This window comes from Candidatus Poriferisodalis sp. (assembly GCF_965221945.1).
GTDB lineage: Bacteria > Actinomycetota > Acidimicrobiia > Acidimicrobiales > Poriferisodalaceae > Poriferisodalis.
In genome coordinates this window covers 752,276-771,412 of record NZ_OZ244925.1, presented here as the reverse complement: position 1 = coordinate 771,412, position 19,137 = coordinate 752,276, and the positions used below count along the sequence as shown (strand labels likewise).

The 19,137-nt window shown below is 65.1% G+C and carries 19 protein-coding genes; 8 read left to right on the top strand and 11 right to left on the bottom strand.

Annotation, left to right across the window (positions count from 1 at the left end; all coding sequences use genetic code 11):
- Positions 1-42 precede the first annotated feature (42 nt).
- The 3 genes from ACOQPH_RS03540 to ACOQPH_RS03530 form a co-directional block, all read right to left on the bottom strand.
- A complete protein-coding gene (locus ACOQPH_RS03540; RefSeq protein WP_420623364.1) occupies positions 43-1,533 on the bottom strand; it encodes a cell wall-binding repeat-containing protein in 1,491 nt (496 codons plus the stop codon).
- Complete coding sequence (locus ACOQPH_RS03535) at positions 1,530-2,135, bottom strand: carboxymuconolactone decarboxylase family protein (protein ID WP_420623363.1); 606 nt, start codon at positions 2,133-2,135, stop codon at positions 1,530-1,532. The genes ACOQPH_RS03540 and ACOQPH_RS03535 overlap by 4 nt, the downstream gene beginning before the upstream one ends.
- Before the next feature lie 260 nt (positions 2,136-2,395).
- Positions 2,396-2,632 carry a type II toxin-antitoxin system ParD family antitoxin gene (locus ACOQPH_RS03530; RefSeq protein ID WP_420623362.1) on the bottom strand — a complete coding sequence of 79 codons (237 nt, stop codon included), beginning with the start codon at positions 2,630-2,632 and terminating at the stop codon, positions 2,396-2,398.
- Between the two features lie 150 nt (positions 2,633-2,782).
- Here ACOQPH_RS03530 and ACOQPH_RS03525 point away from each other — a divergent pair, with 150 nt between their 5' ends.
- Positions 2,783-3,352: a peroxidase-related enzyme gene (locus ACOQPH_RS03525; protein ID WP_420623361.1), complete on the top strand. Its 570-nt coding sequence runs from the start codon at positions 2,783-2,785 to the stop codon at positions 3,350-3,352.
- A 26-nt stretch (positions 3,353-3,378) separates the two neighbouring features.
- Here the strand turns inward: ACOQPH_RS03525 and ACOQPH_RS03520 are convergent, their stop codons facing one another.
- Positions 3,379-4,596 (bottom strand): amino acid ABC transporter substrate-binding protein, encoded by a 1,218-nt coding sequence (locus tag ACOQPH_RS03520; RefSeq protein WP_420623360.1) that lies wholly within the window; start codon positions 4,594-4,596, stop codon positions 3,379-3,381.
- A 144-nt stretch (positions 4,597-4,740) separates the two neighbouring features.
- On the opposite strand from ACOQPH_RS03520, the gene ACOQPH_RS03515 reads away from it, so the two are divergent.
- The 5 genes from ACOQPH_RS03515 to ACOQPH_RS03495 all read left to right on the top strand — a co-directional run bounded on the left by ACOQPH_RS03515 (position 4,741) and on the right by ACOQPH_RS03495 (position 8,022).
- On the top strand, positions 4,741-5,172 hold the full coding sequence (locus ACOQPH_RS03515; protein ID WP_420623359.1) for a very short patch repair endonuclease: 432 nt from the start codon (positions 4,741-4,743) through the stop codon (positions 5,170-5,172).
- A 128-nt stretch (positions 5,173-5,300) separates the two neighbouring features.
- Positions 5,301-5,510 (top strand): type II toxin-antitoxin system HicB family antitoxin, encoded by a 210-nt coding sequence (locus ACOQPH_RS03510; RefSeq protein ID WP_420443226.1) that lies wholly within the window; start codon positions 5,301-5,303, stop codon positions 5,508-5,510.
- 247 nt (positions 5,511-5,757) lie between these two features.
- Positions 5,758-6,966 carry an ATP-binding protein gene (locus ACOQPH_RS03505; RefSeq protein ID WP_420623358.1) on the top strand — a complete coding sequence of 403 codons (1,209 nt, stop codon included), beginning with the start codon at positions 5,758-5,760 and terminating at the stop codon, positions 6,964-6,966.
- A 331-nt stretch (positions 6,967-7,297) separates the two neighbouring features.
- Positions 7,298-7,540, top strand: coding sequence for a hypothetical protein (locus tag ACOQPH_RS03500; protein ID WP_420623357.1), 243 nt, complete (start codon positions 7,298-7,300; stop codon positions 7,538-7,540).
- Complete coding sequence (locus tag ACOQPH_RS03495) at positions 7,537-8,022, top strand: DUF4143 domain-containing protein (RefSeq protein ID WP_420623356.1); 486 nt, start codon at positions 7,537-7,539, stop codon at positions 8,020-8,022. Before ACOQPH_RS03500 ends, ACOQPH_RS03495 begins: the two co-directional genes overlap by 4 nt.
- Positions 8,023-8,053: 31 nt before the next feature.
- On the opposite strand, the gene ACOQPH_RS03490 is transcribed toward ACOQPH_RS03495, so the two are convergent.
- The 4 genes from ACOQPH_RS03490 to ald form a co-directional block, all read right to left on the bottom strand.
- The gene (locus tag ACOQPH_RS03490) at positions 8,054-9,028 is read right to left on the bottom strand and encodes an HNH endonuclease (protein ID WP_420623355.1); all 975 of its coding nucleotides are present in this window, start codon (positions 9,026-9,028) and stop codon (positions 8,054-8,056) included.
- 89 nt (positions 9,029-9,117) lie between these two features.
- Complete coding sequence (locus ACOQPH_RS03485; RefSeq protein WP_420623354.1) at positions 9,118-9,411, bottom strand: hypothetical protein; 294 nt, start codon at positions 9,409-9,411, stop codon at positions 9,118-9,120.
- Between the two features lie 59 nt (positions 9,412-9,470).
- Positions 9,471-10,379 carry an IS982 family transposase gene (locus ACOQPH_RS03480; protein WP_420622129.1) on the bottom strand — a complete coding sequence of 303 codons (909 nt, stop codon included), beginning with the start codon at positions 10,377-10,379 and terminating at the stop codon, positions 9,471-9,473.
- 200 nt (positions 10,380-10,579) lie between these two features.
- The gene (ald, locus tag ACOQPH_RS03475; protein WP_420623353.1) at positions 10,580-11,692 is read right to left on the bottom strand and encodes an alanine dehydrogenase; all 1,113 of its coding nucleotides are present in this window, start codon (positions 11,690-11,692) and stop codon (positions 10,580-10,582) included.
- A gap of 101 nt (positions 11,693-11,793) precedes the next feature.
- On the opposite strand from ald, the gene ACOQPH_RS03470 reads away from it, so the two are divergent.
- Positions 11,794-13,449, top strand: coding sequence for an AMP-binding protein (locus ACOQPH_RS03470; RefSeq protein ID WP_420623352.1), 1,656 nt, complete (start codon positions 11,794-11,796; stop codon positions 13,447-13,449).
- Between the two features lie 193 nt (positions 13,450-13,642).
- Here ACOQPH_RS03470 and ACOQPH_RS03465 read toward each other — a convergent pair whose 3' ends face one another.
- Positions 13,643-14,629, bottom strand: a complete 987-nt coding sequence (locus ACOQPH_RS03465) for an NADPH:quinone oxidoreductase family protein (RefSeq protein ID WP_420623351.1) — start codon at positions 14,627-14,629, stop codon at positions 13,643-13,645.
- Between the two features lie 102 nt (positions 14,630-14,731).
- Between ACOQPH_RS03465 and ACOQPH_RS03460 the strand changes: the two genes are divergently transcribed.
- Positions 14,732-15,745, top strand: a complete 1,014-nt coding sequence (locus ACOQPH_RS03460; protein WP_420623350.1) for an isopenicillin N synthase family dioxygenase — start codon at positions 14,732-14,734, stop codon at positions 15,743-15,745.
- Between the two features lie 53 nt (positions 15,746-15,798).
- On the opposite strand, the gene ACOQPH_RS03455 is transcribed toward ACOQPH_RS03460, so the two are convergent.
- A complete protein-coding gene (locus tag ACOQPH_RS03455) occupies positions 15,799-18,345 on the bottom strand; it encodes a CaiB/BaiF CoA transferase family protein (protein ID WP_420623349.1) in 2,547 nt (848 codons plus the stop codon).
- Between the two features lie 73 nt (positions 18,346-18,418).
- Complete coding sequence (locus tag ACOQPH_RS03450; RefSeq protein ID WP_420623348.1) at positions 18,419-19,081, bottom strand: hypothetical protein; 663 nt, start codon at positions 19,079-19,081, stop codon at positions 18,419-18,421.
- Positions 19,082-19,137: the final 56 nt, after the last annotated feature.

Below are 19,137 nucleotides of genomic sequence, written 5' to 3'. Positions count from 1 at the left end.
CAAGACCTCGCGGCTAAAAACTATGCGGCTTCCATCGGGTGACTACGATGGGGAATCGTCGGTCCCCTCGCCTCGCGACAATTGCCTGTTGCCGGTGCCGTCGGCGTTCACTACGAAAATGCGCGAGGTCCGCGGCGACACCGCGCTGTCCCGTCGTACATACGCGATCTTCGTACCGTCGGGAGACCACGCCGGTGCATCAGCGTCAACACCAGCGCCCGACAATTTCAGAACTTGACGCTTGTGGCTGCCATCGGGTAGTGATATCTGCAGCGCACCTCTTTCTGCGAACGCGATGTACTCACAGTCCGGTGACCACGCCGGCGCGAAGAGGCTCGGGCTGGGACCAGCGAATCGGACGTCCTCGCCACTGCCCGAGCCGCCGCAGGTACCTGCTGGAAGGACGGTCGGCTGGAAGGCCTCCTCGTCAATCGCTTCTGTCTCCTCGGTGGTCCCGCCCCTGAGGTATGCGTCGATCGCCTCCTGTGAGACAGCGCCGTCGCCACCAAAGATGGTCAGCTGCAGTTCATCGCCCATGTTTGCTTGTCGCGCCGCGTCAAGGAACGCTGCCGTCTCCGACGGGATGGCACCGGGGTCAGCCAGCACAAGGGGTGCGCACTGCCGAGCCAGCAACGGCGCCGCGCTGAATGAGTCGAAGGGCACTCGGGCACGAGCCAGGCCGACAGCGGAGCCCCCGAAGCAAGAGCCACCCGAGTGCTCGGCTATGAGACTTGCCATCTTGATAGCCGTGTCGTACCGGGTGGCTCCTGCAATCCGACTCACAGTGATTCCCAGATCACGGATGGAGTCCTCGACCGGTGACGACAGCGCGCCAGTCCCGCCCATCAGCACAATGTGGCGAATGCCTGCGTCGCTCAGGTACGACTCGACGCCCGAGTCGAGATGTGTCTTCGGGCTCAACAGCACAGGGTGGCGGCCCCGGGCCGACAGCGGACCAGCGACGAGCGCATCTGCGAACACTTCACCGCTCGCGACGATGGCCGTCGATCCGAAATCGCCGAGCGTGCCGACGGTGCCGGCGCGGCGCGCCACCGCGACCCCGGTCTCGTACTGATCGGCGCCGCCGACCCACTCGACATCAAGCCCGGCCGATTCGAGCGCAGATGCGACGGTCGATGAGATAGATCGCGTCTCGGCGTCGGCTCCCGCGCTCACCAGCAGTGCATCGGACGCCTCGACTCGCCGCAGGAATTCCAGCGCGTCAGCTCGAAGCTCTGTGGGCGGCGTCATCAGCACCGGTGCGTCAAGCCGGCCAGCGACCGACGCCGCCACGACTGCCTCGTGCCAGCTGACGCCCGAGACCATGACCACGGTCTCCAGCGAGCCGCCGGCATCGGCGGCGACGGCCTCGGCGACGAGCAGCGATGTGGCGTACCGGTCGGCGCCCCCGTAGCGGGTAAGCGTGACGTCTGCGAGTTCGGCGTCGGAAGCAGCAGATGCGACTGGCGCAAGCGCCGCAGCGCCGACGCTCAACGCAAGCAGCGCGGCGGTAATAGCCGCGAGACGTCTCATGGTTCGCACGCGGGTTTGCTTATCGCACTCCCGCCTAATGTGGGCGTCGAGGCGGTGGGCCAGTCGGGGACGCCTTCGTCGCGCTGCACGCCAGTGCTGTTGAGCAGGCCGCTCACCATGCGGTAGCAGCCCGCCGCTGCGACGAGGTGCACCATCTCGGCTTCGCTGAAGTGCGCCTTGGCCTCGGCCCAGGTGGCGTCGGAGACGCAGTCGTCGGAGTACAGGTCGTCCACCACTTGCAAGACAGCGGCTTCAGCTGGCGTCCAGTTGCCCTCGGCGATCGGCCGGGTGACGAGGTAGATCTCCTCTTCGGTCATGACCTCAGCCCGGGCGATCAGCGTGTGCTGGCCAAACTCGTACACGGACTGGCAGTTCCAGCCCATGCGCAGCACGGCGATCTCCACGTCTCGCCGGGACAAGTCGCCCTTGAACAGGATGGTTTGGGCGAATTCGCCGAACGCCTTGGAGATGGGCCGGCTGTGAGCAATGGTCGCGATGACATTGACGGCGTTGGCGAACGAAGACTCCATGACCTCGCGAGCTCGCTCGGCCACCTTGGGGATCGGTTCGAGGCGTGGGGCTGTCGGTCGTGGCAGGTGCATCGGAAGGCAGTCCTCTCATCGGCCCCTGAATGTAGGAGGCCTGCCCGCCCGCCGCCGCTCTGAGCGGCTGCGCCGATAGGAGATGTCGTGCAGCGAGGACTCTTGCCTCACCAGTCTTGGCCCAGGTCGCCCAAGATCGTCGCGAGATCCTGGGCGTAAGCAAGCAGGCGGACCGCATCGACATGGTCATCCCGCTCCAAGTAGAACCAGCCGCACGGAAACCCGGTCAGCCTCGGCCAGCGGGCGCAGTCGGACTTCGCTCACTCTCCTCGGCCGAGTGCCCGGGCGCGAAGATCATCGACGACCTCGGACGTCAACGGACGGCCCTCACCCGACTCGAGTCCGTCAGCAATCAACAGGCGCAAGCGGCGCGCCGCCTCGTCTTGCTGATCACGCCGGATGAGTTCGCGCAGATACTCACTGGTATTGCCGTAGTCGCCGCCGCGAACGCGCTCGTCGATGTAGCTCCGCATCGACTCGGGAAGTGCAAAGCTCATCGTGTTCCGGCTCACATCGCCAGTTTCCACTAGTTGACAACTGTTGCCAACGATGAGCGGCTACACCGGCTCCGACCGGCTCTGTTCGACGACCGCAACCGCTGGAGCCCTCAACGGAACCCTTGCTGGATCGCTCCCTAGGCTGCGGGCATGACCGAGCCAGCCATCTCGACGTTCCCCGTGCCCGACATTGCGGACATGCCCGACGACCTGCGGGAGCGCATCGAGCTGATCCAGTCCAAGACGGGTTTCGTGCCCAACGTGTTCCTCGCCCTGGCGCACCGGCCAGACGAGATGCGGGCGTTCATGGCGTACCACGACGCGTTGATGGAGGGCCCCAGCGGGCTCAGCAAGGCGGAGCGGGAGATGATCGTGGTGGCCACCAGCGGCGCCAACGACTGCATGTACTGCGTCGTGGCGCACGGCGCGATCCTGCGAATCCGTGCGAAGGATCCGTTCCTGGCCGATCAGCTCGCGGTGGACCCCGCCAAGGCCGACGTCACCGACCGGCAACGGGCGATGATCGACTTCGCGCTGAAGATGTGCCGTGAACCGGCGTCAGCGTCGGCGGCCGACCACCAAGAGCTGCGGGCACATGGCTTCAGCGACGACGACATCTGGGATATCGGCGCGATCACGGGGCTGTTCGCACTGTCGAACCGCATGGCGCACCTGACGTCCATGCGACCCAACGACGAGTTCTTCACGATGGGTCGCTAGCTGGCGGCGAGCACCGTGTCGCTCCGCTAACGCGCCGGGTAGACGAGCTTCCCCACGGCCGCAGCGTCGGGTGCAACGACGACGATCTGACCGTCCTGCACCTGGACGGTGCCCATTGGCTTCGCGACGTTGACGCCTCGCTCGTCGAAGCGAATCGGCCCATAGAACATCTCGACGTCGAGTTCTCGAAGGGCCTCGCGTACTTCATCGGCGTCGAGGCTGCCTGCCGCCTCGATCGCGAGTTGCAGCGCAAGGGCAGTCGCTGTCGAGCTGGCGGCCTGGTAGACGGGCCGCTCGCCCCAGAGACTCTCGTAGTAGTCCGCATAGTCCGCAGCGCTTCCGAAGTACGAACCTTCGTAGGCCATCGCGGGCTCCCACTGCGTCGGTCCCAGCACGCCGTTGACGCTGGCGCCGAGGTCGTCGGCCAGTTGTGGGTTAGAGGGCCCGACGGTGATGAGCATCGCATCTAGGCGGATGCCGAGTTCCTGCGCTGATTGCAGGAACAGCACTGCGTCGCTGTAGTGGCCGCCCCCGATGAACACGTCAGGGTCGAGCTCATCGAGCTTGGCCATGAGATCCGAGACGTCCTCAACGCCTTCGGGATATGCCTCCACCGCTAGCACCTGAATGCCGTTTGCTTCGAGGTGGCGGCGTGCGCCGCCGGCGACCGAGGTAGCGAACGGCGTGTCCTCGTGAGCGATGACCGCGGTTTGTGCGCCCCGGGCAGCAAGTGCCTCGATGCCCGACCGCGTGTAATCGGTGGCAATGGTGGCAACGAGGAACAGGTTGCGGAAGCCCCGGTCGAAGAGCGTGTCTGAAGTGCCGTTGCCTTCCACCATGATAACCTCGCTGGCTTCGGCCACGGCGCTGGCTGTGCTGGTCAGGCTGCTGGAATAGGGGCCGAGCAGGAAGTCGACCTTGTCGCCGTCGATGAGCTGTTGTACGAGCTCGGCGGCGGTGTCAGCGTCGGATTCGTCGTCGTAGTAGATGATCTCCGCCCTGTAGCGGGCGTCGCCGATCCGGATGCCCCCGTATTCCTCGTTGACCCAGCGAACCCACGTGTCATAGCCCTGACGCGAGTCCGCGCCTTCCATGGCGAACCTGCCCGTCTCACTGAGCGCAGCGCCCAGCCGGACGGTTCCGTCGAAGCCGTCGACGTCGGAATCGTTGCCAGCGCACGCAGCTGCCAGCAGGAGAACTGCAAGGAGCAGCGCCAGCGCCCTCGACGGCCGGTGCATCGGCATGAACTGTCGAGGCTTCCCCATGGCGACGCTCCGTCCTCGCTCAGGCTTGCTGCCCAGACTCCGGCCGAAACGCTAGAAGGGCGGTCGCAGCGCGCCACGTCCTGTCATCCCCGTCGCTGTCGGGCGACTGGTAGAACCGATCCAATGGAACCGAAGGCGCTGCCTGGGCCTGCGTCGGAGCGCATGTCTCAGCAACGATCCCGTGACACGGAGCCGGAACGGCTGATCAGGTCAGCGCTGCATCGGCGGGGCCTGCGCTACTTCGTGCATAGGAGGCCATTGCCCGACGTGCGCCGGGAGGCCGACATCGTGTTCTCCCGGTTGCAGGTGGCGGTCTTCGTGGACGGCTGCTTCTGGCACGGATGTCCCGAGCACGGCACCAAGCCCCGCCGCAACGCCGAGTACTGGGAAACCAAGATCGCCCGCAACCGCGCCCGCGACGCCGACACCGACGCCCGCCTGGAAGCCGCCGGCTGGACAACAGTGCGCGTCTGGGAGCACGAAGAACCCGACGAGGCCGCCGATCACATCGAACAACTCATCCGCGACCGAGCCCGCCGCCTCGCCGAGTCGTAGGCGACCGCACCTGCCGCGCGCGGTACGCCGAATGACGACCGGCTCGCCGATGTCGGCCGCTGCCGAACCGGCCCAAAACGCCGACACGCCTACAATCGATCCCCGAGAGCAAGACCGAGGTCATGCCGATGCGGAACTTCACTGCTGTTGTCGAGCGCTGCCCCGACACCGGGTTCTTTGTCGGCTACGTCCCGGGATTCCCAGGTGCGCACTCCCAAGGCGAGACTCTCGAAGAACTCAACGACAACCTCAAGGAAGTCATCGCGATGATCCTCGAGGACGGTGCCCCGGCAATGGCGGGCGAGTTCGTCGGCACCCAGGTCGTCGAGGTGGCTTGAAGCTCTGTGCCAGCAGTGCCGATCCTCAAGCCGCGAGAGGTCGGGATGACGGTACAAGAGTTCGTGGCGTATCGCCGGTAGGCGCATCGGAAGCAGATGCAGCACTGCGCGCGCCAATTCGTTATTGGACACCGCGCCTAACGCGTAGTGCAGCATGTGCAGAATTAGTAATCAGCGGCGTGTGAAACTTGTACTAACAACCGTGCAGTATTGGTAATCTGTCCTTGTGGCCAGCTACATTCCGCGCATGGCGGACGCCAGGATCGAGTTCTTGGCCGAGTCCCCTGCGGCGCTGTTCGTCACCGGTGCTCGTGCTACCGGCAAGACGACGACTGCCCGCCGGCACGCAGCGACAGTGATTCAACTGGACGATGCCGAAGAGGCTGCTGCTGTGCGGGCCGATCCCGACGCCGCCTTGCGAGATCTCAAACCGCCAGTGCTGCTGGACGAGTGGCAGGTGGTCCCTGAGGTGCTCGGTGCGGTCAAACGGGCCGTCGACACCGACCGTGCTTCGGGAAGGTTCATTCTCAGCGGTTCGATCCGCTCAGCTCGCGATCCCTCCCTGTGGCCCGGCACAGGTCGCTTGCTCCCGGTGACCATGCATCCGATGACGGTGCGCGAGCAGTTCGGCACCATCGGCGTGGAAATCCTCGAGCTCATGCGCACCGGCGACGACATCCGGCTGCCAACGGACCCGCCTGACCTGCGTGGCTACGTCGAGCTGGCGCTCAATGGCGGCTTCCCCGAAGCCGTGCTGGAGAACCAGCCCGCACGCCGTGACGCTTGGCTCGACGGCTACCTCGGCCAGATGTTGAACCGCGACCCGTCGACGTTGGGTGCCTCACCCGATAGCGCTCGTCTCGGTCGCTTCTTCGGGGCATACGCACTCAACACGGCAGGTCTTGCGACGGATTCCACGCTCAACAGTGCTGCGGCCATCAACCATCGGACTGGCACCGCCTATACCCAAGTGCTCAGCGACCTCGGCGTCCTCGCTGAGCTGTCGCCGTGGCACAGCAACCGTCTCACCCGACTCGTCAAGGGACGCAAGCGCCTAGTGGCAGACACCGGCCTGTGGGCGGCTGCCGTCGGCGTTGACACCGCGACCGTGATGTCCAACGGTGACCTGCTCGAAAGGCTCCTCGAGACCTTTGTCATCAACCAGTTGCGAGCCGAGACGGCTCTGACGACGCGCGGCCCACAGCTGTGTCACCTGCGGGTGGCGGACGGTCGCCACGAGGTCGACCTGATCGCCGATTTCGGTGCCCGCGGCATTGTCGCCATCGAGATCAAGGCCACGAATGCTCCCGACACCAGTGATGCCCGCCATCTCATGTGGCTCCGGGACGAGCTCGGGCCCCAGTTCGCAGCAGGCGTCGTATTCCATGTCGGCCGCCGCAAATACCACCTGTCAGAGCAGATCGAAGCCATCCCCATCTGCGCCCTGTGGGCGTGACGCCTGCGGCGATCCGCCACATTCACCGCCGGGATGTTAGAGTCAGCAACGAAAACCCCGGAACCGTCAATGCTTCGGCAAACGGCCGGGGTTACGCCGTTCATGGCCGCATTCAGCACGCTCCTGCAACTGTGCCTGCGATGCCGACACCGATGCCCGCCTGGAGGCAGGCGGCTGGACCCCGGTGCGCATCTGGGAGTACGAAGAACGCGACGAAGCCGCATGTGCAAAATTGGTAATCAGCGGCGTGTGACACTTGCACAAGAGCCTGCGGCTCATGCCACCGGAATTCTGTGGAAATTCTCCAGAACCACGACGTAGTCTCGTTGACGTGGTGGTGACACTGGATCTCTCCGAGGAAGGCATGGCGCGACTGCACGCCGAGGCCGAGCGTCGCCGAACCAGCGTTGACGCCGTTATCGAGGAATGGGTCGCTTCGCTGTCCGCCAAGGAACAACCTGTCAAGCGCCGGCAGCCGAGTTTCGTAGCCATGGGCACCTCCAGTTCGGGTCGACGGGCATCGGAAGCCGACGACATGCTCGCCGAAGGATTCGGCGACTACCGCTCACATTGATCGTCGATACCGGCGTCCTCGCTGAGCTGTCGCCGTGGCACAGCAACCGTCTCACCCGGCTCGTCAAGGGACGCAAGCGTCTGGTGGCAGACACCGGCCTGTGGGCGGCTGCCGTCGGCGTTGACGCCGCGACCGTGATGTCCAGCGGCGATCTGCTCGGGAGGCTCCTCGAGACCTTTGTCATCAACCAGTTGCGAGCCGAGACGGCTCTGACGACGCGCGGCCCACAGCTGTGTCACCTGCGGGTGGCGGACGGTCGCCACGAGGTCGACCTGATCGCCGATTTCGGTGCCCGCGGCATTGTCGCCATCGAGATCAAGGCCACGAATGCTCCCGACACCAGTGATGCCCGCCATCTCATGTGGCTCCGGGACGAGCTCGGGCCCCAGTTCGCAGCAGGCGTCGTATTCCATGTCGGCCGCCGCAAATACCACCTGTCAGAGCAGATCGAAGCCATCCCCATCTGCGCCCTGTGGGCGTAACCACTCAAGCCAAGACCATGTGCGTCAGCGCTCAGGGCAGTGAGTCTTGATAGATGTGCTCGCGGTGCCATGACAAATAGCGATCATGCGGCGGCTCAGCTCCCGGCGGAAGAATGAGGCGCTCCTTCATTACTGGGCCGAAATAGTGAGCGGCACCATCATCCTTCTCGATGCTTGAATTTAGCCTCCGGGATCGTCTGATTCGGAGGTCGGTTTCCAATGTGATCAAGCCTCTATCAAATGCCGCGTCGTGCATTCGACAAGCTGCGATGCCATTGCTAGGATCAAGTCGTTCGTCTTCATCAGAATCGGAACACGGCTTGATGTGTGATCCCCATATCAAACCCTCCTTCGGCAGCGACTTCGGAGCAAACCCGCAAAAGCCACAAACACCCGCAAAGCGCTGTCGAACTGCATTCGAAAACGCTTCTTGCCCAATTCGCCGTCGGCCCAGCACGACCTTCGTAGTCTCACCTGGTTCGAGGGCGAGAGGCGTACCTCTAATGGCCGAGTCCAACGCTTGAATCTCGAATGCGGTGTCCTCAAGGTGAAACGGTACACGCAGATAGGAAACTCCGTCACCTGCATCATCAAGGAAATCTCGCAACCTACTGGCATCGATACCTTGTCGTCGGGCCGCACGGATCGTGACTTCGTAGAGGTGCCAAAAGCGGTCGGGTTCCTCGTTCATTGCTACAAAGAAGGGTAGGTCAAACTTGCTTCCGTGCGGCAACCGGCCGTTCAGATTCACCATCTTGAGGATCAATGAGCTTGGCTTCCGGCGGAAGAGATGTGCAAGCGTGTGTACAATTGTTGGGGCTGCCGAATGTGTCTTGCTTCCGTATCGATGCGGATTTGGAACAACTCTTAGAAGTCCATAACAGAGAATTGTTTCGACTGGAGTGAACCGGTGACGAACGTCATAAACGAGCCTTTGATGAATGTTGCTCCACTGTGAATCAGCTGCATCAGGCGAGAGTTCCAGATAGTCGCTAAGTCTTACCATGGCCCGAGCATAGACAACACTTCATCCAACCCGCGTCGACACCTAGCCCTATACAGCTCGAACCTGCTGAAGTTGGCAGACAATAGGGCTCAATCATCCTCGAGGGGAAAGGCGTCGCCGATGGCCCCTTCGAGGTACAGGCTGAAGTGGCAATCGCATACATCCACGTTCTCGGCGTCCTCGTCATCCGACGAAACCCAGCAGACCCGCAGTGACGCTGGATTGGGATTCCGGCCGTACCCACACTCGTTGCAGGTGATGCCGCCATCCGAGTATCCGATAGCGAGCCGAATCTGACTGTTCTCGAAAGCGGCAAGAGTCGGCGCAATCGTGTCACTATCTGTACCGCCAGCGATCCCGGTCTCGTCGTCCGTCCTGTTCATCGCATCCTCCAATGCCGTGTGACGCCCAATGCGCCAGCTAGATGATTAGTTCCAAGGGTTTAGTGGTCGTAGGCGGTGAGTGAGCGGCTGGGGCGTGTTCGGTGGTAGGTCTCGTTGTGCCAGATGGCGGCCGTGAGGGCGAGGAGCCGGGCGCCGATGCGCGCGGCGACGCCGGCTTTGGTGCGGCCTTTGTGGCGTTCGAGGCTGAGCTGACCTTTGAGGGTCTGGTTGATCGATTCGATGATCTGGCGCAGGGGCCGCAGGAATCTGGCGCCGGGCCGTGGGGCCTCGGATCGGGTGGCGGGGCGCAGCACGGTGATGCCGACGTCGTTGAGGTCGGCTTCGAACGCAGCAGAGCGGTAGCCCTTGTCGGCGATGAGGGTCTGGCCCGGCCGGGCGATCCCGGCGGCGTCGATCATGTCGGCGCAGACGTCGCGTTCGTCGGCTTTCGCGCCGGCGAGCGCGAACGCGATCGGCAGCCCCGCCGGGGTGGCCACAAGATGCAGCCGCAAGCCCCAGAACCAGCGGGAATGCGACGCGCAGTAGCCGTATTGGGCCCATCCCGCGAGGTCAGAGCGCTTTTGGGTCTCGCGGCTGGTGCCGCACTCGACCGGGGTGGAGTCCACCAGCCACACGTCGTCGTGCCACGACTCGCACTCGCGTGCGAGCCATCCCATGACACGAGCGATCATCTCGGCGCTGCGCCGCAGCCGCTTGTTGTAGCCGTCGCGGTTGGGCAGATACGGGAACCACGGCCCCAGATGCGCTCTCGCGTAGCGCACGAACTGCGACTCGTTGTCATAGCCCAGCAGCGCCGAGATCACCGCCAAGGTGACCAGCTCCGCGTCCGACAGCTTCGGGGCGAACCCCACCACAGGCCGCCGCGGAGCCCACCCAGGGTTCTGCGCCAACAGGTCATCGATCCTCACATACAGTGCGGTCGCGAGGGTGTCCAAGTCCGGGCCCATGCTGAGAACCTCCAAGATCGAAGCGTGAATACACACCCCGAGCTTGGACACCCTCACCCCACCACAGGTGGACCCGACCCCTTGGAACTAATCATCTAGGGGTGCAAGAACGATGCCGGCTTGCAACCAGCGGAGGCCGGCAATTTCCGCCAGTCAGCGACATGCGAGGATCCGGCGTCGGCCGATGGTGACTGTGTGGGTCAGAAGCCGAGGGCGGTGAGGGGGTCGGTGTAGGCGATGTTGAGGGCGGCGGCCACGTTGGGCTCGGTGACGTGACCCTTGTAGACGTTGAGACCGGCCCGCAGGTGGGGGTCGGTGCGCAGGGCGTCGAGGCCGTTCTCGGCAATGGCGAGCACCCTGGGCAGGGTGGCGTCGCTGAGCGCTCGGGTTGAAGTCACCGGCACAGCGCCGGGCATATTCGCGACGCAGTAGTGCACGACGCCATCGCAGATGAAGGTTGGCTCGGCATGCGTCGTGGGTTTCGATGTCTCGAAGCAGCCGCCCTGATCGATGGCGACATCCACGACCACTGAGCCCGCTCGCATCTGGCGGATCATGTCGGCGGTGACGAGCTTGGGCGCCCGAGCGCCGGTCACCAGCACAGCGCCGATCACCAGGTCAGCGTTGAGCACCTCGGTCTCGACCGTTGCGCGGGTGGAGATGACCGTCACGACCGCGGCGCCAAAGCGCTGCTCGAGGTGATCCAGCGCGGCCGGATCGATGTCGAGCACCCGCACGTCAGCACCCATGCCGATGGCAATCTCGGCCGCGTTCTCGCCGACAACTCCCCCGCCGATGATCACCACACGAGCCGGCGGCACGCCCGGCACGCCGCCGATCAGCAGGCCGATGCCGCCGTGCGCTGTTTCCAGCGCCCACGCGCCCGCCTGCACGGCGAGCCGGCCGGCGACCCGAGACATCGGTGCCAGCAACGGCAAGCCCCCACGCGAGTCGGTGACCGTCTCGTACGCGACGCAGGCCGCACCCGAGGCCACGAGATCGGCCGTCTGCTCTGGATCGGGCGCCAGGTGCAGGTAGGCGAACAGGATCTGACCGTCGCCGAGCCGCTTGCGTTCCGACGCCTGCGGTTCCTTCACCTTGACGACGAGTTCCGACTTCTCCCACACTTCGCCACAGGTACCGATGCGTGCGCCCGCGGTTTCGTATTCGGCATCGGGGACTCGTATGCCCGCGCCAGCGTCGGTCTCGACAAGCACCTGATGGTCGTGCAGCACCAGCTCGCGCACAGCGTGGGGCGTCAGCCCAACCCGCTGTTCACCCGCCTTGAGTTCGCCGGGCAATCCGATCAGCATGCAGTCACCTCCCAAACAGGTGCCCAACCTCTGTACGCGCCCGGCAAGCAGGCGCCCCCCATTCGGGCAGAATTGCCCGGGCGAAGTCTACGATTCCGCCGATGGGCACCCGTGACCAGGGCACGAGTCGTGACGGCTGGACGTTGCCAGGGCTCGTTCGGGAAGCGGCGAGGGCACATGGCGCCCGCGAGTTTCTCTCATTCGAGGACGGTCGCACGGTCAGCTTCGCCGAGCTTGACGAGCTGACTGACCGGTTGGCAACTGCGCTGGCCGACCTCGGCCTTGAGCCGGGCGATCGGCTGCTGGGCTTGCTCACCAATAGTGCCGAGTTCATGCTGCTGATGATCGCCACCCAGAAGCGGCGGGCGATCTTCGTCCCGGTCAACACCGACCTGCGCGGCGCATTCCTGGAGCACCAAGTGCGCAACTCCGAACCTCGGATCGTGGCGGTTGATCGCGGCCTGCTGGACCGATTCGACGACGTGAACACCGGCGCAATCGCCTCTCCGGGGGCTGACATCGAGACCACGCTGCTGGTCGACGACGGCAGCCACTGCAGCACCCCGGGAGGAGCGCTGATGGGCACCACGGTGCTGGCGGTCAGTGACCTGCTCGACACCACGACACGGCCCGACGCAGTGCTGGAAGCCAAGCCCAGCGACGTCTGCACGATCATGTACACCTCGGGCACAACGGGTCCCGCCAAGGGTGTGCTCATGCCTCAGGCGCACTGCTACCTGTTCGGCCTCACGACGGCTCAATCGCTGGATATCACGCCCGAGGACCGTTTCTTCTGCTGCATGCCGATGTTCCACGCGAATGGGTTGTTCATGCAGGTCTACGCCTCGCTGCACGCCGGCGCCTCGGTGTACGTCACCAAGCGGTTCAGCGTGGCGCAGTGGCTCGGCACGGTCATCGACAAGGGCATCACACTGACGAACGCCCTCGGGGTCATGCCGGAATTCATCTGGCGCAGTCCCCGAACCGAGCGCGACCGGGATCACCAACTGCGCGCAGTCATCGCCCTTCCGGTCGCCGACGAATGGGCTGCCGGGTTCGAGGAGCGCTTCGGTGTGCGCATCGCGCAGGGCTACGGGATGACCGAGGTCAACATGGTCGCCTTCACCAACCCCGCCGATCCGGTGATGTCGGGATGTGCCGGTCCGCCTCTGGATGACTACTTCGAGGTGATCGTCGCCGACCCCGCGACCGATCTTCCGTTACCAGGCAACGAGATCGGCGAGATCCTCGTCCGGCCCCGCGTGCCCTTCTGCTTCAACGTGGGCTACCACCAGATGCCCGACAAGACCGTCGCAGCGTGGCGCAACCTGTGGTTCCACACCGGCGACGCCGGCAAGCTCGACGACGCAGGCCGGCTGTACTTCGTGGACCGGCTCAACGACCGCATCCGCCGCCGCGGCGAGAACATCTCCAGCTACGAAGTGGAAACAGTCATCAACGAATACGAAGGCGTCGTCGAGAGTGCCGTGGTCGGGCTGCGTGTCGAAGGGGCCGGCGGCGAAGACGAGGTGCTCGCCGTGGTGGCGGTGGACGGACCACCCCCCGATCCAGTCGAATTCTTGGACTGGTGCGTGCCCCGGATGCCCCGCCACAGCGTCCCGCGCTACCTGCAGTTCGTCGCCGAGCTGGACAAGACCGCTCCAGGGAAGATCCGCAAGCAGGCAATCCGCGACACCGGCGTCACCAACGACCTCTGGGACCGCGAATCGGTCGGCTACACCGTGACCCGCGGCTGAGAGCGTGAGCGGATAGGTGGCGATGCCCGGCAGTCCCGACGGCTTGGACTTTGCGCAGAAATGCCGCCACAGACGGCAAAATTGCACAAAGAAAGCGTGACAGCAACTTTCCGAGACGTCACCTATCCGCGCGGCCTCTAAGCGAGCACAGACGACACGGCGACCCGCGGCTGAGCGGGCCCGCGGCTGAGGCCTACAGGTCGGGGCGCAGCAGGACCCTGCCGGTGGTCTTGCGCTCGTGCAGCGCCTGCAGCCCGTCGAGCAGCCCTTCGAGCGGCAATACCTGGCTGACCAGCGGGTCGAGCCTGCCGTCGGCAACCTGGGGCCAGAGCTCGTCGTAACACTCTTCGAGCACCTCGTCCATGCGGCCGCGGTAGCCGCCCATGTGCACGCCGACCACCGAGTAGTTCTTGACCAGCAGGTGGTTGGCAGGCGCTTGGGGGATCGTGCCGCTGGCGAAGCCCACCACCAGCAGCCGGCCCTCCCATGCCACGAGGCGCCGCGCCACGTCGAAGTACTTGCCGCCGACCGGGTCATAGATGATGTCGCAGCCCCGGCCGCCGGTGGCATCCATCACCGATTGGTAGAGGTCGTCGTTGTCGTAGTCAATGACGGTGTCGGCGCCGAGCTCGCGGCAGGTCTGCACCTTCGCAGCGCCGCCCGCGGCGGCGATCACCGTGCATCCTGCAGCCTTGGCCATCTGCACAGCGGCCGAGCCGACGCCGCCAGCGGCCGCCAGCACCAGCACCGTCTCACCGGATTGCATCTGCCCCCGCCGGTACAGCGAGAACCATGCCGTCCCATAGATGACATTGGCAGCACATGCCGCCGGAATCGAGACGTCGTCGGGCACGTGCCGTGCCGTTGCGCCCTTGATCAACGCCTCGCTGGCATAACCGCCCCAGCCGGCTGTGCCCGAGCCGATGACGCGGTCGCCGACCTTCAGATCGCAATCGGGACCGACCTCGACCACTGTGCCCGAAGCTCCCATGCCGGGCGTGAACGGCGGACTCGAACGCACCTGGTAGGTGCCTTGGCAATGCAGGATGTCAGCGAAGTTCAGGTCGGTGGCCTCCACGGTGATGCGCGCCTGGCCAGGCCCTGGCTCGGGCGAGGGGTACTCGCCCAGCTCCAGCACGTCCCACGGGTAGCCCAACTCGTTCAGTCGCCATGCTCTCATGGGGCCGAACCGTACCAACGCCCAGTGACAACATTCCGAGACGTCGTTGCGGGACGCCGTTCCGACTGCCCGCGTACGCTCGTAGCACGACAAGGGGGCACCGTGGCGCTCACATCGCAGGATCGCGGAAGCACAACGCAATCGACCGGGTCCGCCGGGACGACTGGCGTCATTCCCGTCTTGAATCTCGCGCCGCTCAACGAGCCGGTGCCGGATCCAGCGGCCCAAGCTGCCCTCGCCGCCGAGCTGCGTGACACGCTCACCGAGATGGGCTTCTTCTTCATCGTCAACCACGGCATACCCGCCACCACGATCGAGCTGATGTTCGACGAGGCCCGGCGGCTTCACGCGCTACCCCAGCCGGTGAAGGACTCGATCCCGATGGGCAAAGTGGTCGGCGGCTACCTCGGGATGGGCGGCGGCACATCGTATGCATCCGACATCGCGGGGCCCGTACGCAAGCCCAACCAGAACGAAGCCTTCTTCTGCCACCGCCACGGCTACCACACCCACAACCAGTACCCGCCGCTCGAGCACTTCGCCGAGCGCTGCGAGTCCTACATTGACCAGCTCATTGCCCTGGGCTCGCGGATGCTGCCGATCCTGGCGCTGTCGCTTGATCTGCCGCCGGACTACTTCGATCCCCACTTCGACGAGCCCAGCGTGTCGCTGCGCATGTCGCACTACCCGCCGATGGACTACGACGACAACGAGTGGGGCCTCGCCCCCCACAGCGACAGCTCGGTGTTCACCTTCCTTCCTGCCAACGACGTGCCGGGGCTGGAAATCCGTCCCGCCGGCTACGACTGGATCTCGCCGCCCCAGATGCGCGGTTCCTACCTTGTCAACAGCGGCGACATGCTGAAGCGCTGGACGAACAACGCGTACCTGTCGACGGCACACCGGGCACGCAACCTGTCGGCCGGCGACCGCTACGCGGTGCCGTTCTTCTATGGCGCCCGGGACGATGCGGTTGTGGATCCTGTTCCCACGGCCGTCAGCTCGGAGCGTCCGGCGCGCCACGAGCCGATCACCTACGGCGACTACCAGCGTTGGTTCCTGAATCGGAACTACGCGAACGTCACCGGCGAGAAGGTCGGCAAGTTCGAGACCTAGCGGCAAGAGGCTGAGCCGATAGGCACAGATGTCATAGCGGGGAAGACGCTCGGCTACTCGAGCACTCCCGCCACGGCCAGCTCGGTAATCCGGTCGGCGTCGTAGCCGAGCAGCTGTTCGAGCACCTCGAAGGTGTGCTCGCCGTAGGTCGGGCCGCCATGGCTGATGCCGTCGGAGCTGCGTGACATCGCGAAGCGGGTGCCTTCCACCCACATCGTGCCGTTCGTACCGTGGGCGACGTTGCGGAAGTGGTTTCGGTGCGCAAGCTGCGGATCGCCAGTCATGATCTCGGAGTTCGCAATCGCGTGCGCCGGGACGCCAGCCGCCTGCAGCTCGTCGTGTGCCTCGACGCCGTCTCGCTGCGACGTCCACGCCGTGATCAGCCCAGCGATCTCATCAGCCCGCTCGCGCCGCTCGTCAACGCCGAGTCCGGCAAGTCCGTCAGCACCGATGACTCCGCACAGCGCTCGCCACCTTCGGGATCGGCGCAGCCAGCTCCATCCCGCTGCACCGTCAGCGCCGATGACTGCGCACAGCGCTCGCCACTGGTCGTCGCTCTCGCAGGCCACCGCAATCCAGCAGTCCTCGCCGGCCGAGGCAAACACGCCGTGCGGCGACATGGCGGGATGGTCGTTGCCGAGCTTGTCGGGCAGGTGCGCATTCACGTTGTAGTCGAGCACCGCCGGGGCGAGGAACGCCATCGACGCTTCCGCCTGGGACAGATCGATGTACTGGCCCTCGCCAGTCCGGTCGCGATGGTCCAGCGCGGCCAGCAAGGCAGCGCTCAGGAACTTCGGCGACACGTAATCGGTGTAGGCGCCGAACACGCCCGCTGGGTCTCGGTCAGGCCAGCCGGTCATCTCGTAGAAGCCGGACATCGACGCCCCCATCGTGCCGAAACCGGCCAACGACGACAGCGGGCCACTCTGGCCGAACAGACAGCTCGACGCCATGATGATGTCGGGCTTGACGGCACGCAGGTCGTCATAGGACAGGCCAAGATTCTGCAGGGCATGGGGTGAGAACGATTCGCACACCACGTCGGCCCAGCGCACGAGATCCAGGATCAGGTCGCGGCTCTCGGGCTTGGAGATGTCGATGGTGATGCCGAGCTTGCCGGCGTTCATGTTCTGGTAGAGGCCGCCGTTGTCGGCGCCGGCCTCGTTGTTCAGGAACGGCTGGATGGTTCGGGCCGCTTCGACCTTGTGGGACGACTCGACACGCACCACGGTTGCGCCCCAGTCGGCCAGAACCCGTGTCGATCCCGGACCGGCCATGACCCACATGAAGTCCAGGATCTTGACGTCAGCGAGCGGGAGCGACGGGTCTCGGTGGCTCGCATTGGCCACAGCCACCAGCGCATCGGACACGGGGGCTGCGGTTCCCGATATCGCCTCCGCGAGAACCTCGTCGGTGTGCTCGCCCACTGACGGTGGGGGCGTCGAGATGTCCAGCGGGGTGGCGCTGAACTGTGCCAACGGACCTGGATAGCGCACCGATTCGATGCTTCCGGTGGGAATGTCCCGCCAGAAGTCCCGCTCGGTGTACTGGGGCGACTCGACCACATCTGCGACCGTGGTGACGGGCACGATGAGCAGCCGCTTCTCCAGCGCCAGCTCCAACAGATCGGCTTTGGTGCGAGTGGCGGTGAAATCCGCCGCGACCTGCTGGATGCGCTCGTACTCCGTGGGCGGAATGCGTCCGGTGATCACGCCCTCCACGAAGTGGATCCAGTCGATCTCGAGGTCGCTGTCGGCGCAACCGCCCTGAGTGTGCATCCATTCGAACAGCCGTGCTCCGAAGGGGCCGATGGACTCGCCGAACAGGATGGTGGCCGAGACGTAGCCGTCAGCGGCGGGCGAGCGGAGCCGCACCCGGAACGGCCCGAGCCGTGCCCCGCCGCTCATGCGCAACAACTCCGGCGAGTTGTAGAGGTGACACAGCGTGGCTGACTGTGTGGCCTGGGTCACTGCCTGCTGGGCGCTCACATCGATGTGCTGGCCCTGACCAGTGCGTTTGCGATCCCGAAGCGCGATCAGCGCGGCCACAGCAGCCTCCGCAGATGCGTGCAGGAAGCACTGATCGAGCGGGATGCGCAACGGGGGCCGATCCTCGTCGCCCATGACGTTGGACAACATGCCGGCAGCCGAGATGATCAAGTCCGTGGCTGCCCAGCCCGCCTTGGGCCCGGTTTGGCCGAACGGCGTGATGGACGTGTACACCAGTCCCGGATTGACCGCTGCGAGATCGTCGGGTCCGAGGCCTCTGGCCGGCATGGCTCCGGGGCCATCGGACTCGATCAATACGTCAGTGCTCGCGGCCAGGTCGCGCAGCCGCTGCTGATCCTGCGAGTCGTCGAGATCCAGCACCACGCTGCGCTTGCCGCGGTTGTATGACCAGAACCACAACGAGGCTTCGGGGTCGCCTTCTCGTCCAGCGACGAACGGGCCGACATCGCGCGCCCGGGAACCGCCCGGTGGCTCCACCAGAATCACATCCGCGCCGAGATCGGCCAGCAGCGCTCCGGCCATCTGACCTCGATGGTCCGACAGGTCCAGTACTCGACAGTTCAGCACCGAAACCCCTTTCCCCCTGCTCATGGGTGCTCGTGATCGCGCCGAACCTAGTTCGCCACTGTTACAGCGCTGGTCGCCGGTCGTCTGGGCCGGGGGCTCAACGGCTCAGCACTGCTTGCGCCTCGGCGACCACCAGCGACACCGGCCTGGAGACCACGACCGGCCCTACGACTCCACTGAGGCCCGTGCTGGACGTCCATCGAATCGTCCAGACCGCTTGCACGGCGGCGCGGTAGCGCCCGCTCGCTGTCGCCGTCGAAGCTCGCTGGAACACATGGCTGCACAGTGACCGGCTCCCTGGCACCAGCCAGGGCGAGCCCGGTCCTGGGCAGGAAACGAGCGCCGAGCCATCGCCGGGACGCAGCTGCAGAGCGATCGGCGTGGCAACAAGTGTCACGACAACTCCGCCTGCAGCAACAAACCGAACGATCGGGCGCCACTGGAATGCGGGCACCCAGAACCAGGTGTCGATGCCGACCAACGTTCGCACGTGCGCTGCGGGGGGCGCGAAGCGCGGCACGGGACGAGGCAGGGACAGCGTCGAGAGGGCGCGATTGGCGGCGGCACCGACCTGTGGGGCTCGATGGGCCGGTTCGCTGCTGGACACGTCGATGTGCACGCCCGCTAGCGCCGGGTCCCGTGTTGGCGGCCGCTCGGGAAGTCCAACGCCACCAAGGGTGAGCGCCGGACCGGTCGCCTCCGCCGACGGTGCAGCGAGGCTGACGGAGCACAGACATACCAGCATAACGATAAATTTCATAGAGTTTCGCACCAGCACACTGTCGTGACGATCCTCCCGTCGAGCAAGCGGTTTTC